Source organism: Empedobacter sp. UBA7494 (assembly GCF_002478465.1).
Classification (GTDB): Bacteria; Bacteroidota; Bacteroidia; order Flavobacteriales; family Weeksellaceae; genus Empedobacter; species Empedobacter falsenii_B.
On the sequence record NZ_DLOC01000097.1, the window covers coordinates 1 to 14,404 of the forward strand.

Annotated in this window: 11 protein-coding genes and 1 tRNA gene; 8 read left to right on the forward strand and 4 right to left on the reverse strand. The window is 30.9% G+C overall.

The window, feature by feature from the left end:
• A partial coding sequence (gene recA / locus B4E95_RS11530) for a recombinase RecA (protein ID WP_291091639.1) occupies positions 1-718 on the forward strand: 718 nt, incomplete at its 5' end.
• 104 nt (positions 719-822) lie between these two features.
• On the forward strand, positions 823-1,971 hold the full coding sequence (locus B4E95_RS11535; RefSeq protein WP_291091641.1) for an aspartyl protease family protein: 1,149 nt from the start codon (positions 823-825) through the stop codon (positions 1,969-1,971).
• A 107-nt stretch (positions 1,972-2,078) separates the two neighbouring features.
• Here the strand turns inward: B4E95_RS11535 and B4E95_RS11540 are convergent, their stop codons facing one another.
• Complete coding sequence (locus B4E95_RS11540; RefSeq protein WP_291062176.1) at positions 2,079-3,521, reverse strand: TonB-dependent receptor; 1,443 nt, start codon at positions 3,519-3,521, stop codon at positions 2,079-2,081.
• Positions 3,522-3,563: 42 nt separating this feature from the next.
• Between B4E95_RS11540 and B4E95_RS11545 the strand changes: the two genes are divergently transcribed.
• The 3 genes from B4E95_RS11545 (at position 3,564) to B4E95_RS11555 (ending at position 6,681) form a co-directional block, all read left to right on the forward strand.
• Complete coding sequence (locus tag B4E95_RS11545) at positions 3,564-4,346, forward strand: MBL fold metallo-hydrolase (RefSeq protein WP_291091643.1); 783 nt, start codon at positions 3,564-3,566, stop codon at positions 4,344-4,346.
• Between the two features lie 60 nt (positions 4,347-4,406).
• Positions 4,407-4,487 (forward strand) — tRNA-Leu (locus B4E95_RS11550).
• A 910-nt stretch (positions 4,488-5,397) separates the two neighbouring features.
• A complete protein-coding gene (locus B4E95_RS11555; RefSeq protein WP_414647062.1) occupies positions 5,398-6,681 on the forward strand; it encodes a glycosyltransferase family 2 protein in 1,284 nt (427 codons plus the stop codon).
• 55 nt (positions 6,682-6,736) lie between these two features.
• On the opposite strand, the gene zupT is transcribed toward B4E95_RS11555, so the two are convergent.
• Positions 6,737-7,519 carry a zinc transporter ZupT gene (gene zupT, locus B4E95_RS11560; protein ID WP_291091645.1) on the reverse strand — a complete coding sequence of 261 codons (783 nt, stop codon included), beginning with the start codon at positions 7,517-7,519 and terminating at the stop codon, positions 6,737-6,739.
• A gap of 159 nt (positions 7,520-7,678) precedes the next feature.
• On the opposite strand from zupT, the gene B4E95_RS11565 reads away from it, so the two are divergent.
• Positions 7,679-8,974 (forward strand): mechanosensitive ion channel family protein, encoded by a 1,296-nt coding sequence (locus B4E95_RS11565; protein ID WP_291091647.1) that lies wholly within the window; start codon positions 7,679-7,681, stop codon positions 8,972-8,974.
• A 15-nt stretch (positions 8,975-8,989) separates the two neighbouring features.
• Here the strand turns inward: B4E95_RS11565 and B4E95_RS11570 are convergent, their stop codons facing one another.
• On the reverse strand, positions 8,990-11,260 hold the full coding sequence (locus B4E95_RS11570; RefSeq protein ID WP_291091649.1) for a DUF2339 domain-containing protein: 2,271 nt from the start codon (positions 11,258-11,260) through the stop codon (positions 8,990-8,992).
• Positions 11,261-11,377: 117 nt separating this feature from the next.
• Between B4E95_RS11570 and porQ the strand changes: the two genes are divergently transcribed.
• Together porQ and cmk are read left to right on the forward strand one after the other, a co-directional pair.
• A complete protein-coding gene (gene porQ / locus B4E95_RS11575; protein WP_280046534.1) occupies positions 11,378-12,403 on the forward strand; it encodes a type IX secretion system protein PorQ in 1,026 nt (341 codons plus the stop codon).
• Between the two features lie 51 nt (positions 12,404-12,454).
• Positions 12,455-13,141 carry a (d)CMP kinase gene (gene cmk / locus B4E95_RS11580; RefSeq protein WP_291062196.1) on the forward strand — a complete coding sequence of 229 codons (687 nt, stop codon included), beginning with the start codon at positions 12,455-12,457 and terminating at the stop codon, positions 13,139-13,141.
• On the opposite strand, the gene B4E95_RS11585 is transcribed toward cmk, so the two are convergent.
• The gene (locus B4E95_RS11585; RefSeq protein WP_291091651.1) at positions 13,131-14,060 is read right to left on the reverse strand and encodes a glutaminase; all 930 of its coding nucleotides are present in this window, start codon (positions 14,058-14,060) and stop codon (positions 13,131-13,133) included. The two genes, cmk and B4E95_RS11585, sit on opposite strands and share 11 nt — an antisense overlap.
• Between the last annotated feature and the right edge of the window lie 344 nt (positions 14,061-14,404).

Genomic DNA, 14,404 nt, shown 5'->3' on the forward strand with positions numbered 1-14,404 from the left:
TGATGTAGAAAACTTAATTATTTCTCAACCAGATAATGGTGAGCAAGCATTAGAAATTGCAGATAACTTAATTCGTTCGGGAGCGATAGATATTATCGTAATTGACTCTGTTGCGGCACTTACTCCAAAAGCGGAGATTGAAGGTGAAATGGGAGATTCTCGTATGGGATTACAAGCGCGTTTGATGTCTCAAGCTTTACGTAAATTGACAGGAACAATTAATAAAACGAAATGTACAGCGATTTTCATTAACCAATTACGTGAAAAAATTGGTGTTATGTTTGGTAATCCAGAAACAACAACTGGTGGTAATGCCTTAAAATTCTATGCATCTGTACGTTTAGATATCCGTCGTTCTACTCAAATCAAAAATGGAGATGAGGTAATCGGAAATCACTCGAAAGTAAAAGTGGTTAAAAATAAAGTTGCTCCTCCATTCCGTCAAGCAGAATTTGATATTATGTACGGTGAAGGAATTTCTAAAGTTGGAGAAATTTTGGATATGGGTGTTGAGAAAGGAATTGTAAACAAATCTGGTTCTTGGTATTCATACAACGATAGCAAATTAGGACAAGGTCGCGATGCTGTAAAAGAAGTATTGAAAGATAATCCTGAATTGGCAGAAGAAATTGAAGCTAAAATTGTTGCTTTAATTAAAGGTGAACCTGTTACGGGTGAAGTTTCTGTTGATGATCCAGCTGATTTATTAGAAGATTAAGATTAATTCGAAAGAATTTTTATATAATGATTTTTAAGCTCTGAGGAAACTCGGAGCTTTTTTTGTAACTTTTCAGATTACTTTGAGTCTTTAAATAAAACAAAATGAAATATTTTCCATTGATATTAATCTTTTTTAGCACAATGCTTTTAGCTCAAACTAAAAAATCATTTCTTAAAATGAATCAATCAATTGATTTAGTAAATTTAGAATACATAAATAATTTACCTTTTATAAAAGTTTCGATTAATAATAAAGAGTATAATTTTTTGGTACATACTGGAGCGTTGACATTTATTTCAACGTCAATTCAGAAAGATTTAAATTTAAAAGTACAATCTTCATCTAGTATAAGGGACTCACAAAACAATCGTGAAATCATTAATAATACCTTTGTTTCAGAAATTAAAATAGGAAAATCCTCTTTTTATAATATAGAAGCACATATTTATGATTTTAAAGGTTTTGAATTTGATTGTCTAAATATTGATGGAATTATAGGGGAAAATTTAATGGCTTTAGCACTTTGGAATATTGACTATTTAAAAAGAAATATTACTATAACAGAAGATTTAAATAATTTTGATTTATCAACGTATTTTTTAAAAATTCCTTTTTCAACAGATGGACAAAATACACCATTACTTCCAATAACAATAAAAAATCATGTTTTCAACTTTAAATTAGACACAGGTTCTAACGGAGGCTTTTCTATTGATAGAAATTTAATATCAGTAAAAGATTCTCAAAAAGTTAATGTAAAAGGTATTTCATCAATCGGTGCTTTTAATAAAAGTAAAATATCCGAAAACTATTATTTTAAATTAGATACTTTTGAGATTGGAAAAAAAGTTTTTAGTGATCATATTTTTATGTCTGGAGAAAAAAACTTAATTGGAAATAAGTTTTTAGAAAATTTTGGAGTAATAATAGATTGGAGCAACAAGTACATTTATTTAAAAAACGAACCAATAGATTTTAATAAAAAATCTTTAGATTCTTTTGGTTTTGGCTATTCATTTGAAAATAATAAACCATATATTAAACTATTATTTGAAGATGAAGGTAATCTTGAGTTAGGTGATGAAATTCTTAGTATTGAAGAAATGGATTTTACTAATTTGAGTAAAGAAAATATTTGTAAATATTTTCAGAACGATATTTTAAAGAATAAATCAAAAATAAATATTAGTATTAAAAGAAATGATAATATTAAAGACTTTATCTTAGAAAAGAAGAGATATTTAGAATAAAAATAAAAAACCACTTCTGCAGAAGTGGTTTTTCATGTTGAATTTATTTCAACATCGCATATTGTTTATGATGAGAATTTGAAACGAGTTTAGATTGGCATCATAAATTACTCCAAAATATACTTCAATTTATAGCCAAACATTCCACGATCTTTAATAATATCAGCAACACCTTCTGGACATTCATTTTCCCAATCTTGTTCAGCGTTAGCAATTTTTTCTAAAATTCGGCGCGAATAAGAATCTAAATAACCTCTATTGTAATTCAAAATATCTTGAATTCTTCCGTTATACAAGAAATATTTGTACAATTCGTGCACACTATCACTTACTTGTAGATTTTTCGACGTCAACAAAATATCTTTTTCTTTGTCTAAATATGGATACAGATAAACTTTTACATTTTTCTTGAATAATTTTCCGAAAGCTTCCATAATTCCGCCTGGTAAATCGGCATAATATTGCTCATTGAAAATTTCGACTAAATTATTAACACCCATTGCTAAACCAACTTTGGTTTGATTTCGAGTAAATTTTGAGAAATAATCAACCAATTTATAATATTCAGAAAAGTTAGAAATGATTACATTGTAACCTAAACTACCAATAATATCAGCCCGATCTAAGAAATCACGTTCATTCAATTCGCCTTCAAAACCAGAAGCAATCAAGTTAGAAAGCGTAATCTCGAATAAAATTTCGGTATTATCTGTTCGAACATCATCTTCCTGTTTGAAAATTTCTAAACCACCTTTGAACATATCCATATTGACGTTCATAAAAGGACGGAAAGAACCACGAACAGCAAAGATATTTTTCTTGTATAATAAATCTGCAGGTAAAATATTTTTTCCTTGTGGATTGAAAACCGCAACATCAGTCATTCCATTTTTAACCAATTGAAGCGACATTAAACGATTATCAACATATTTGAATTGTGGACCACGAAAGTTAATCATGTCAATTTCTAACTGATCTTTATCCAACGTATCGTACAAAGATTTGATTAATTTTCGAGGATTATCGTAGTAATAATAAGCACCATAAATCAAATTAACACCCAAAACACCTAAAGTTTCTTGTTGCAATTGAGCCGTATTTTCTTTGAATTTTACGTGAAAAATAATCTCGTTTGCTTTTTCTTCTTCTGCATTCAATTTGAAGCGTAAACCAATCCAACCTTGACCTTCATTTTTCTTCGAATAATCAATTGTTGTTACTGTATTTGCGTACGTAAAAAATGCTTTTTCTTTGTAGTGATCATGGATTAAACGCTCTTTCATCAATTCCATCTCATGATCCAGCATTTTTTTAAGGCGAGCTTGTGTCACATAACGACGATTTTCTTCTACACCATATATCGAATCGGACATTTCTTTGTCATAAGCACTCATCGCTTTTGCAACAGTACCCGAAGCAGCACCTGCGCGATAAAAAAAACGAACGGTCTCTTGACCTGCTCCAATTTCTGCAAAAGAACCGTATATTTTCGGATTCAAATTGATCTCTAAAGCTTTTTGTTTAGGAGTAAGAACTTGTTCTAATGCCATATTTTAATTTCAAATAGTTTGTGGTAAATTTACCAAATCATTATGGCTAAATCAAATATAAAAATACATTTTTTAGGAACTGGGACTTCACAAGGAATTCCGATTATTGGTAGCGATCATCCAGTATGTTTGTCAACAAATCAAAAAGATAAACGTTTGCGTTCTTCTTTGTTGTTAGAAAAGGATGGAAAGGTTGTTACGATAGATAGTGGACCAGATTTTAGACAACAAATGTTGCGTTATAATGCGCAAAGGTTAGATGGAATATTATATACACACGAACATAATGATCATGTCTTAGGATTGGATGATATTCGTCCGTTGGTTTTCAAATCGGGAGAAGATATGAATGTCTATGGTTTGAAGAGAGTTTTGGATGAATTACATAATCGATTTCCATATATGTTTGCTGAACATAAATATCCTGGAGTGCCAACGGTGATTGAGAATGTTATAGAAGAAGATAAATTTTCGGTTGCTGGATTTACGATTGAACCAATTAAAGTTTTGCACGGACCTTTGCCTATTTTGGGCTATTTGATTGATGATAAAGTTGCTTATTTAACGGATGTAAAAACGATCCCAACAGAATCGCTTGAAAAATTACGAGGAGTAGAAGTTTTAATCATTAGTGCACTACGAGTAGAACAAGAACATTTTTCGCATATATTATTAGATGAAGCAATACGATACTCGGATTTGATAGGTGCAAAGCAGACTTATTTTACACATATTTCGCATCATTTGGGATTTCATGATGAAGTAGAGGAAAAATTACCAAAAGGTAAACATTTGGCTTACGATACGTTAGAAATAATTCTGTAAAAAGTTTAAAAAATAGTTGGAAAAATAAATAAACTAACATTATATTTGCAGTCCATAAAGGCTCGGATGGCGGAATTGGTAGACGCGCACGACTCAAACTCGTGTTCCTTTGGAGTGTGGGTTCGATTCCCACTCCGAGTACTAAGCAAAAGCTCGAAACATTAGTTTCGAGCTTTTTTATTTACATTCTCCTTTTTGTATAATTTTTACTTCAAATTTTCGAGCTCTATCATCTGTAAAAGTAGCTTCGTTTTCATAAAACTCAGGAAGTTTGTAATGCGTATTATCCAGCCATCCACCATTTGGCCAATCAATTTTCTGTAAATAATTATTTTTCGCTGTTATGGTTAATTGATATGTCTTTGTTGACTTATTCGTTTATCCTTGATATTTGCACAATACTTTCCATCTTCAATAGGATCATTTATGTTGTGAAAATCTGAAGACGACGAACAACTATAAATTATAGTAAAGCAAAAAAGTAAAACTATATTTTTCATAATCTTTCTATTTAATCTTCGCTTAACAATCTATTGATATTCTGTTAAGCTTTGAGTTTTATTTGCTGCATACATTTGCAGTAACAAAATCCTCATGTGTTAATTTATATCATTTCTCAAAATTACTTCTCTTTTCGGGAAGTTTTTTTGTTTTTATTAAGAAATCAGATTAAAATGTAACATACTATACGCCTAATTTTTAAGTAGAATACATATTGAAATTTTATTAAGAATCAGTCGTTTATAAGTGTTTAATTTTTAATAAAGATTTAACTTCTTGAGTTTTATATTAACGTTAGGTGGCATAGTAGTTGTCATTTTATTCAGTTTTTAATTAAAACTTTAAAATTACTCAGATGACTACTATAGATTCAAAAAACAATCTGGCAAACACGACGTTGTTATCCACCACGGAGCATAAGACAGTGTTAAAGGTTATTCGATCGGATGAACAAGAAAAAAAGTCTTTACGAAATAAATTCATAGAGAGAATTTCTAAAAACTGCCTTACAAAGAAAGATTATCTAGTTATTGCTACAACTTTTGTGATTATGCTAACTTCTATTCTTTTTTTGTTTATTTACCAAAATGAATTTCTACAATGGCACAGCACAAAATTATCTACCTGGTGGGGTGTTATTATTTATAGCCTTGGATTGGCACTTCTTATTGTTAAAACTTCCTTCCTTTTTTATTTAGGCTATTTATTCATAAAATATAAACCGGTCAAAAATGTTGCTGATGCAGATTTACCAACTTGTACCATTATTGTTCCGGCATATAATGAAGGAAAATTAGTATATGATACTTTGTTGAGTTTGGCTGATAGTAATTATCCACCCGAAAAATTAGAGATCTTAGCCGTTGATGATGGGAGTAAAGATGATACATGGAAATGGCTTCTTGAAGCGAAGAAAGTTTTAGGCGATCGCGTTACACTTTTTCAACAGCCAAAAAATATGGGAAAACGTCATGCATTATATAAAGGTTTCAAAATTGGAAAAGGTGATGTTTTTGTGACGGTTGATAGTGATTCTATTGTTGATGAATCTACGCTTAGAAACTTGGTAAGTCCTTTTGTAGTGAATGAAAATTGTGGTGCTGTCGCTGGTAATGTTCGTGTATTGAATAAAGAAAAAGGTTTGATTCCTAAAATGTTGAGTGTTAGTTTTACATTCAGTTTTGAGTTTGTTCGATCTGCTCAAAGTGCGTTAGGTTCTGTATTTTGTACACCTGGAGCGTTAGCGGCTTACAGAAAAGATGTTGTACATAATTGTTTGGAAGAATGGATAAATCAATCTTTTTTAGGGCAACCAAGTACAATCGGTGAGGATAGAGCTTTGACAAATATGATTTTGAAACAAGGTAAACATGTCTATTTTCAGAAAAATGCAATGGTTTATACCAATACTCCAGAACGTTATAAGAATTTGTACAAAATGTTTATTCGTTGGGAAAGAAGTAATGTTCGTGAGAATATTATGATGACAAAATTTGCTTTCACCAACTTTAGAGAAGGTTCTACAGCAGGAACTCGTATAATTCTGATGATGCAATGGGTAAAATTAATCATGGCAATTCCATTATTTTTAATTTTAATATTTTTTGTCGCAACTCATCCAATTTTATTCATCACAAGTACATTGTCTGGCGTTTTAGTTTTTTCAAGTATTCAGATGATTTTTTATGCGAAAAAATACAATTTTAACGAAGCGCTATTAGCATACGTTTATAGTATTTTCTATATGTTCACGCTTTTTTGGATTACGCCTTATGCCATTGTAACAGCAGGAAGAAGTGGTTGGTTAACGAGAGAATTACCTCAGACAACTTAAAATTTTAAATATAAATTCATACAAAAACTTCTCTCATTGGGAAGTTTTTTTGTTTTTACATAAAAAGTACAAGACTAACCGCCATTACAAACATTCCGATTACAATTCCGTAAGTTGATAATTTTTTTCCAGCGTATTCGTTAGCGGTCGGAATTAATTCATTAATCGAAATATAAACCATCATACCTGCGACACTCGCGAAGATTGCTCCAAAAATTGATTCATCAAAAAATTGTAACAACACAAAATAGCCAATTAATGCGCCAATCGGTTCTGTTAATCCTGATAAAAAAGAATATAGAAATGCTTTTTTTCTATTCTTTGTAGCGTAATAGATTGGAATAGCAACGGCAATTCCTTCTGGAATATTATGAATAGCAATAGCTGATGCAATAGAAATTCCGTAAGTTGGATTTTCTAAAGCGGACAAAAAAGTTGCTAATCCTTCAGGGAAATTATGAATCGATAAAGCTAAAGCTGAAAATAATCCCAAACGCAATAATTTCTGATCGTTTGTTTCTGTTTTATTTTCTTCGCAATGATGATGAGGTAATATTTTATCGATTAAAATAATGATTAAAATTCCAGTAAAAAATCCCAATAAAGTATATGTGTAACCTAATTTTTCTCCAAAAACTGTTGATAAAGATAATTTTGCTTTGGTCAAAATTTCTACAAAAGAGACATAAAGCATTACGCCAGCAGAAATTCCTAACATTACGCCTAAGAATTTTGGATTGAATTTTTTGTACAATAAACACAAAAGGCTTCCAATTCCAGTACTAATTCCGGCAAGAAAGGTTAAACTAAAAGCAAATATCAACGGGTTTGAAAACATTAATTTTAATAAATAAGTTAGATTAATCTAACAAATATAATCTTTTCATTGTTTTGAACCAAGATAAATTAAGAAACCAACAAATTTCAATGTAATTTATCAGTTGTTGTAAATTATGAAAAGGATAAACTTATTTTTGTTGTATTAGTTTTTATTCAGATGGAACTTTTAGACGAAAATATTCAAAGCGATGTGTATCGCTCAATGCTCGAAATGATTGCTAAATTGGGATTATCGAGTTATTCTACCACAATAATGACAACAATTATTCTATCAATTTTGTTAGTTATTATATTGTATGCGATCGATTTTTTATTACGAAAAGTGTTACTACTCGTTTTAACCAACTTTATTGCAAAAAGTAAAACCAAGATTGATGATTTATTGATCAAGAACAGGGTTTTACAATTCGCGACACATATTGTTCCAGTAATTGTCGCCAAAGAAGCAATTCCACTTATTTTCAAAGGATTTCCGAATTGGATCAAAATTGCGATGCAAATTACAGATGTTGCATTGGTAATTGCTGTTGGATTGTTGTTTAATGCAATTTTTAAATCGTTCAGGGATTTTCTTCGAGGTAATAAATCTTTTTCAGATAAACCAATTGATAGTTATCTGCAAGTGATGAATATTTTAGTTTTCTTTGTTTGCGGAATTCTAATTTTTTCGATTGCGACAGGAAAATCGCCTATTACATTTTTGGTTTCTTTGGGAGCGGCTTCGGCGGTTTTGATGTTGGTTTTTAAAGATTCAATATTAGGTTTTGTGGCGAGTATTCAGGTTTCGATGAATGATATGGTGCGCGTTGGAGATTGGATTGAAATGACAAAATATGGCGCAGACGGAAATGTTACCGAGATTAATTTAGGAACGGTAAAAGTTCAGAATTTTGATAAAACAATTACAACAATTCCGACGTATGCCTTGGTTTCAGATTCGTTTCGTAATTATCGCGGTATGCAAAATGCTGGTGGACGCCGCATTAAACGTTCGATAAATATTAAAATGAATTCGATTCGATTTTTGACAGAAGAAGAAATTGAAGAATTAAAAAAAATCCGCATGTTACACGATTTTATTGTGGATAGAACGAATGAAATCAATCAATATAATGTATCGAATAAAGTTGATCCAACGATTTTGGCGAATGGAAGACGAATGACAAATATTGGTCTTTTTCGACAATATATCAAGACATATACCTATAATAGTCCAAAAATTAGAACAGATTTGATGTTCGAGGTTCGGCAACTTCAACCAACCGAACACGGTTTGCCAATTGAGTTATTTATGTTTACAAATACAACGGTTTGGAACGAATATGAAGTGATTATGGCTGATATTTTCGATCATATTATTGCGGTTGTTCCATATTTCCATTTAGAAATTTTCGAGTTACCTTCTTCGGATGATATGCGTGTCATTGCTGAAGCATTGAGAAGAAATAATTAACAAAGAAGTTGAACATTATTGTTCAGCTTCTTTGTTTTCGCTCGGTTTTTCCATCAAATTAACCATCAAATTTTTTAGTTTTTGATACATAAAAGAAGTTAATAAGATTAAAATTCCTAAAACAATAAAAGATATTATTCTGAAAATATTGCTCATTTCCCAAACATCTACGAAATATAATTTTAGAATAATCAATCCAAATAATATAATTCCAACAATAGGAAAACCTTTCAATTGTTTTCTTAATCCGAAATAAATCAATACAAATCCTAAAACTGCCCAAATAATTGGTAATAATATCATTCGGAAAATATCGGCTTGATGCGAGAAATTAGAAGAGCTTTCGTCAAGTGTTATCAACATAAAACCATTGTATTTCTCGAAACTAATCACATAAACCAAGACAAGCATGCTGATGATTTGTTTTGCTTTGGAGCTTTGGAAATCGCTACTTTTCACAACTAAATAAATAATATAAGCGGTTGGAATGAGATAACTCAAATAAAGAAAATAACTACCGATGTTATAATTTGTTTTGTTTGGTAATAATGGAATTTCGGCAAACATTGGTAAAAATAGAATGCAAAAAGCCGCAGAAATTTGTAAAACAAATTGCAAGGTATTTCCTAAATTTAGTTTTTCGCGTAGCGTTAAAATAAAAGCAATAAAGAATAATGTATAAATCAATACATAACTTACAATCATCATAAAGTTGAAATAAGGTTCGATCTGATAAATTAATTCGAACAAAATTCCTGTGTACATCAATAAAAGTGATGTTGATATGAAGATAAATTTGGAATGATTGAGCTTGAAACCTAAAAATTGTTCTTCGGTTTCGAAATCTTTCATCAAATAAATATTGACAACAGAACAAATTAATGCAATAAAACTTGTAATGAAAACGTGATTGAAAATTACCACTAAATGTTTTTTAGTATCAATATAATCAAACCAATTGACGCATAAAGCAATCAATAAAAATGGAAACATCGCAATGAAAAAGACTTTGAAAATATTTTCTTTACTTTTTTTCCAAAGAAATAGTAATAAAGTTGATTCAATCGCGAAACAAATCGAAACGACATTTGCTTTAAATTGTAAGGCAATCGCAGTTGTGATAAGCGCAATGCTCAAACCGATTAAGGTATTTTGTAATAAATTATTTTTAGATGTTTTGTAGATGTAAAATGTTCCGAAAGCGTTTATCAATCCAAATAAGAAAGCCATTAAACCATTGTTATTTCCAACAATAAAATAATAAACCGAAGAAATTAAAACGGTTGATAAAATGGTATTGAAAATTAGTAAAAGGCAATTCCAAACCGAAAATTCTCCTTTTTTGAAATAATTCAACAGACTTGTTGCCGTAAAAATAACGTAAAGCAAGCCAAAGAAAAGATATTGCGTTGAGGTTTTGGAATCGTCAATCCACGCAATACTATATATAAAGGTAAAAGCAAACGCGATAAATGAAATGATTTGCCAGTTTTTTCGCCAAGCCATGTACAGCATACTTAGATTCAGAATTGTTAAATAACCAAACAGAAATACAAAATTGCTTTCTCCTGTACTAATCATTAACGGAGCGGTAAAACCACCAATAATCGAGAAAATGGCTAAAACTTGTCGATTATATAACATTGCCATCACGATAGAAAAAATAGTCACAATTGTTAATAACCCAAAAGTGGTATTTTGAGAAAGTAAATGATATTCTCGGAAGGCAATGGTTAAGGTGAAATATAAAACGGTTAATCCGCCACCAATTAAAATGGAAGAAAAGATTTCAAAATTTTTCCGAATAAAATGAGCAATTCCAATAATTCCTAAACCAACTCCAATTCCAATCATCACGCGAAAAGTTTCGTTAATCCAATTTTGATCAATTGCATATTTTACGAAGTAAGCAATTCCTAGAACTAAGGTTACAATTCCGAAAATCGTCAAGAAATTGTCTTTGATAAATGCAATTGCGCTGTTGAGATTTTTATCAAAACTGATTTCAGTTGTTTGTTTTGGTGGAATTTTGTCAAAAATACCTTTTGGCATTTCAACTTTATGATAGGAAACAACTTCTGGTTGAGGTTCAATTTTTTTCTCTTCAACTATTTTTGGTTGCTCAACAATTGGTTTTGATTCAGTTTTAATTTCTTTCGCATCCAATTGCTCTTGCAAATATTTTAGCTTAGTTTCTTGATAATCAAGTTGTTTTTTTAGTTGCGAAACTTTGTTGAACAAAATCACAATCAATACGAATATAATAATGGCAATTAAAAATTCCATAAAGTATTTTTTAGGTAAATTGAAGTTAAGCTTTTTTTCAGAAAGCCTAAAATTTTGTTTCATACATACCAAAATCATTCTGTTTTCGTTATTCTACAAAATCTTTATTTTTGCTAAATGTTTAAAAAGCTAAGTACATTATTGTTTATCGCGCTATCGACTTCGATTTTTGCGCAAGATGGAACGCGTGTTTACGAGTTTTTGAACATTACAACTTCTCCACGTCAAGCGGCTTTGGGAGGAAATGCTGCAACTTCTTGGGATGCTGATCCAAATTCTTCTTTATGGAATCCTGCTTTGATGAACCGAGAAATGCACGGACAATTCGGAATCAATTACGTCAATTATATTGCGGATGTAGATTTTGGAACATTTTCGACGGTTTATGAAATCGATCAAGAAAACTTTGTTTCTGTTCATGGTCAATATGTTGATTATGGAAAATTAATTGGAACTGACGAAAATGGAAATGTGACAGGAAATTTCAAAGCAAATGATGCTGCAATTACAGTTGGTTATGCACGTGTTTTGGGCGATTATTGGACAGTTGGAGCAAATTTAAAATACATTAATTCTACAATCGAATCATATAAATCCTCAGCAATTGCTGGAGATGTTGGTCTTTCGTACCACGATTTTGATAAAAATATCAATGTTTCGTTGGTTGTGCGTAATATCGGTCAACAAATTCAAACGTATAATGGCAAAAAAGAAGATATGCCAACGCAAGTTAATTTGGGTATTTCGCATCGATTAGAACATGTTCCGTTAGAATTTACGTTTTCTTTGCACGATTTACAGAAGTTTGATATTTCTCAACCTTATAATAAAAACGGACAAGAAGTCTCTGCTGGAAGAAAAATGATTGATCATATTTCGGTTGGTGCAGAATTATTTCCCGAATCAGATTTTAATATGCGTTTAGGATATAATTTCAAACGTGGAAATGAATTAGCAGCCGAAGGAATTCGTTCTCTATCTGGCTTAACGTATGGTTTTGGAATCCGTATAAATGCGTTCCGATTTGAGTTTAGTCATGCGAATTACCACAAATCTGGAGGTTCTAATCACTTTGGTTTGATTCTCAATTTAGACCGAATTATTCAAGGCCGAGATTATTGGAGAAGTAATCCTTGGTTATAAAAACTTTTCAAACAACTATAAAATCTTATCTTTGTCTTCAATTCTATATAGATGAAAGAAAATTTAATTATTGCAATCGACGGATATTCTTCTACAGGAAAAAGTTCGATGTCAAAAATTATTGCAAAAAATCTTGGTTATACACATATTGATAGTGGTGCAATGTATCGTGCTGTGACTTTGTATGCGTTTAAACATCAGTATATTGTCGATAATAAAATTGATGAACATGCATTAATAACCAATTTATCTGATATCAAGATAGAATTTAAACAAGATAGTATAACTCAAAAGAATCTTAGCTTTTTGAATGGTGAAAATGTAGAAGCTGATATTCGTACGATGGAAGTTTCTAAAATGGTTAGTCCAATTTCTGAGATTCCTGCTGTTCGCGATTATTGTGTATCGCTTCAACAGCAAATGGGAAAAAAAGGAGGTATTGTGATGGATGGTCGCGATATTGGAACAACAGTTTTTCCTAATGCAGATATCAAAATTTTTGTCACCGCTTCACCAGAAGTTCGTGCGCAACGTCGCTTTTTAGAATATCAACAACAAGGGAAAAATATTTCTTTGGATGAGGTGTTGAAAAATGTGAACGAAAGAGATTATATCGATTCTCATCGCGCATATTCTCCACTTCGTAAAGCTGATGACGCAATAGAAGTCGATAATTCGAACATGAATTTAGAAGAAACGGTGAATAAAGTGATGGAGATTATTAATTCTAAAAAATAGAATCCTCTGTTGCGGTTGTAAATTCTTCCAAAAATTTCATTCCTCGATAGGAGTTTCCTTTTAAGTTTAATTTAGGGCTCCAAACTGAAACAATGTAATATTTGGGCATAATTGCAACAATTCCTCCGCCAACACCACTTTTTCCTGGTAATCCAACTCGAAAAGCAAATTCGCCAGATTCATCATAGAAACCGCAAGTTTGCATAATAGCGTTGATTCTTTTTGTTTGACTAATGTTGAAAACTTGATAATCATCAAACAAGTTTTTTCCTTTATTGGCCAAAAAAGAAAAAGTTTTACTCAATTCCATACACGACATTTCAATCGAGCAGATATAAACATACAAATCTAGAACTTCGTCAGGAGAATTATGAATGTTGCCCAATGATTTGATAAAATTTGTCAAAGCTGCATTACGATAAGCGATAGAAAATTCACTTTTTGCAATTTTATCAGAATATTGAATAGAATAATTACCAGAAACCTTTTTAATAAAATCCAAAAAATATGCTTTCGGATCATCACAAATATCAATTAAGATGTCGCAAACCACTAAAGCACCTGAATTAATAAATGGATTTCTAGGAATTCCTTTGTCAGTTTCTAATTGCAACAATGAATTAAAAGGCGTTCCCGAAGGTTCTACATCAACTCTTTCCCAAATTTTCTCGCCAATTTCTCTATAAACTAAAGCCAAAAGCAACACTTTTGAAATACTTTGAATCGAGAATTTTTCTTCACAATCACCAAATCCAAATTGAAGTTGATCCGTAAACAATAAAGAAACTCCAAATTTCTTGCCGTCTATTTTAGATAATTCTGGTATATAGTTAGCTGTTTCACCTAAATTCTCTTCTTCAATTACTTTTAGGTAAATCTTATTTATTATCTCAAAATATTCTTTTTCTTTCGAAATCATCGCGCATATTATATATATAGTACGAATGTAAATCTTTTTTACACGTTAAACAAAATTAGAAGTTTATTTATTTTTTTAATTAAATGTATCCCGTTTCACGGAATTCCTCCTGAGTAGTTCCTTCAAAAGTATCCATTTTACTTTTCTATTGTTCAAGAAAAGCAAAACGTTTAATCATTTTTTGCGCTAAAAATGGGCTTTTCCCGCCTGAAATCACCAATCTCACTTCTCACATCTAAAAAAAACAAAAAATATTTCCCATCGTACCAGCAACTTAAGGGAAGAATGTAAAATAAATGTAAAGTATGTTTGGAAGTTCGGAAAAATGGGTTGTATATTTGCAA

What these genes read in the sequence shown, in the direction of transcription:
- B4E95_RS11570 (WP_291091649.1), bottom strand. Translation starts at nt 11,260, where the DNA reads ATGGAATTTTTAATTGCCATTATTATATTCGTATTGATTGTGATTTTG.
- zupT (WP_291091645.1), bottom strand. Translation starts at nt 7,519, where the DNA reads ATGTTTTCAAACCCGTTGATATTTGCTTTTAGTTTAACCTTTCTTGCC.
- B4E95_RS11555 (WP_414647062.1), top strand. Translation starts at nt 5,398, where the DNA reads ATGCTAACTTCTATTCTTTTTTTGTTTATTTACCAAAATGAATTTCTA.
- B4E95_RS11545 (WP_291091643.1), top strand. Translation starts at nt 3,564, where the DNA reads ATGGCTAAATCAAATATAAAAATACATTTTTTAGGAACTGGGACTTCA.
- cmk (WP_291062196.1), top strand. Translation starts at nt 12,455, where the DNA reads ATGAAAGAAAATTTAATTATTGCAATCGACGGATATTCTTCTACAGGA.
- B4E95_RS11585 (WP_291091651.1), bottom strand. Translation starts at nt 14,060, where the DNA reads ATGATTTCGAAAGAAAAAGAATATTTTGAGATAATAAATAAGATTTAC.
- B4E95_RS11535 (WP_291091641.1), top strand. Translation starts at nt 823, where the DNA reads ATGAAATATTTTCCATTGATATTAATCTTTTTTAGCACAATGCTTTTA.
- B4E95_RS11540 (WP_291062176.1), bottom strand. Translation starts at nt 3,521, where the DNA reads ATGGCATTAGAACAAGTTCTTACTCCTAAACAAAAAGCTTTAGAGATC.
- B4E95_RS11565 (WP_291091647.1), top strand. Translation starts at nt 7,679, where the DNA reads ATGGAACTTTTAGACGAAAATATTCAAAGCGATGTGTATCGCTCAATG.
- porQ (WP_280046534.1), top strand. Translation starts at nt 11,378, where the DNA reads ATGTTTAAAAAGCTAAGTACATTATTGTTTATCGCGCTATCGACTTCG.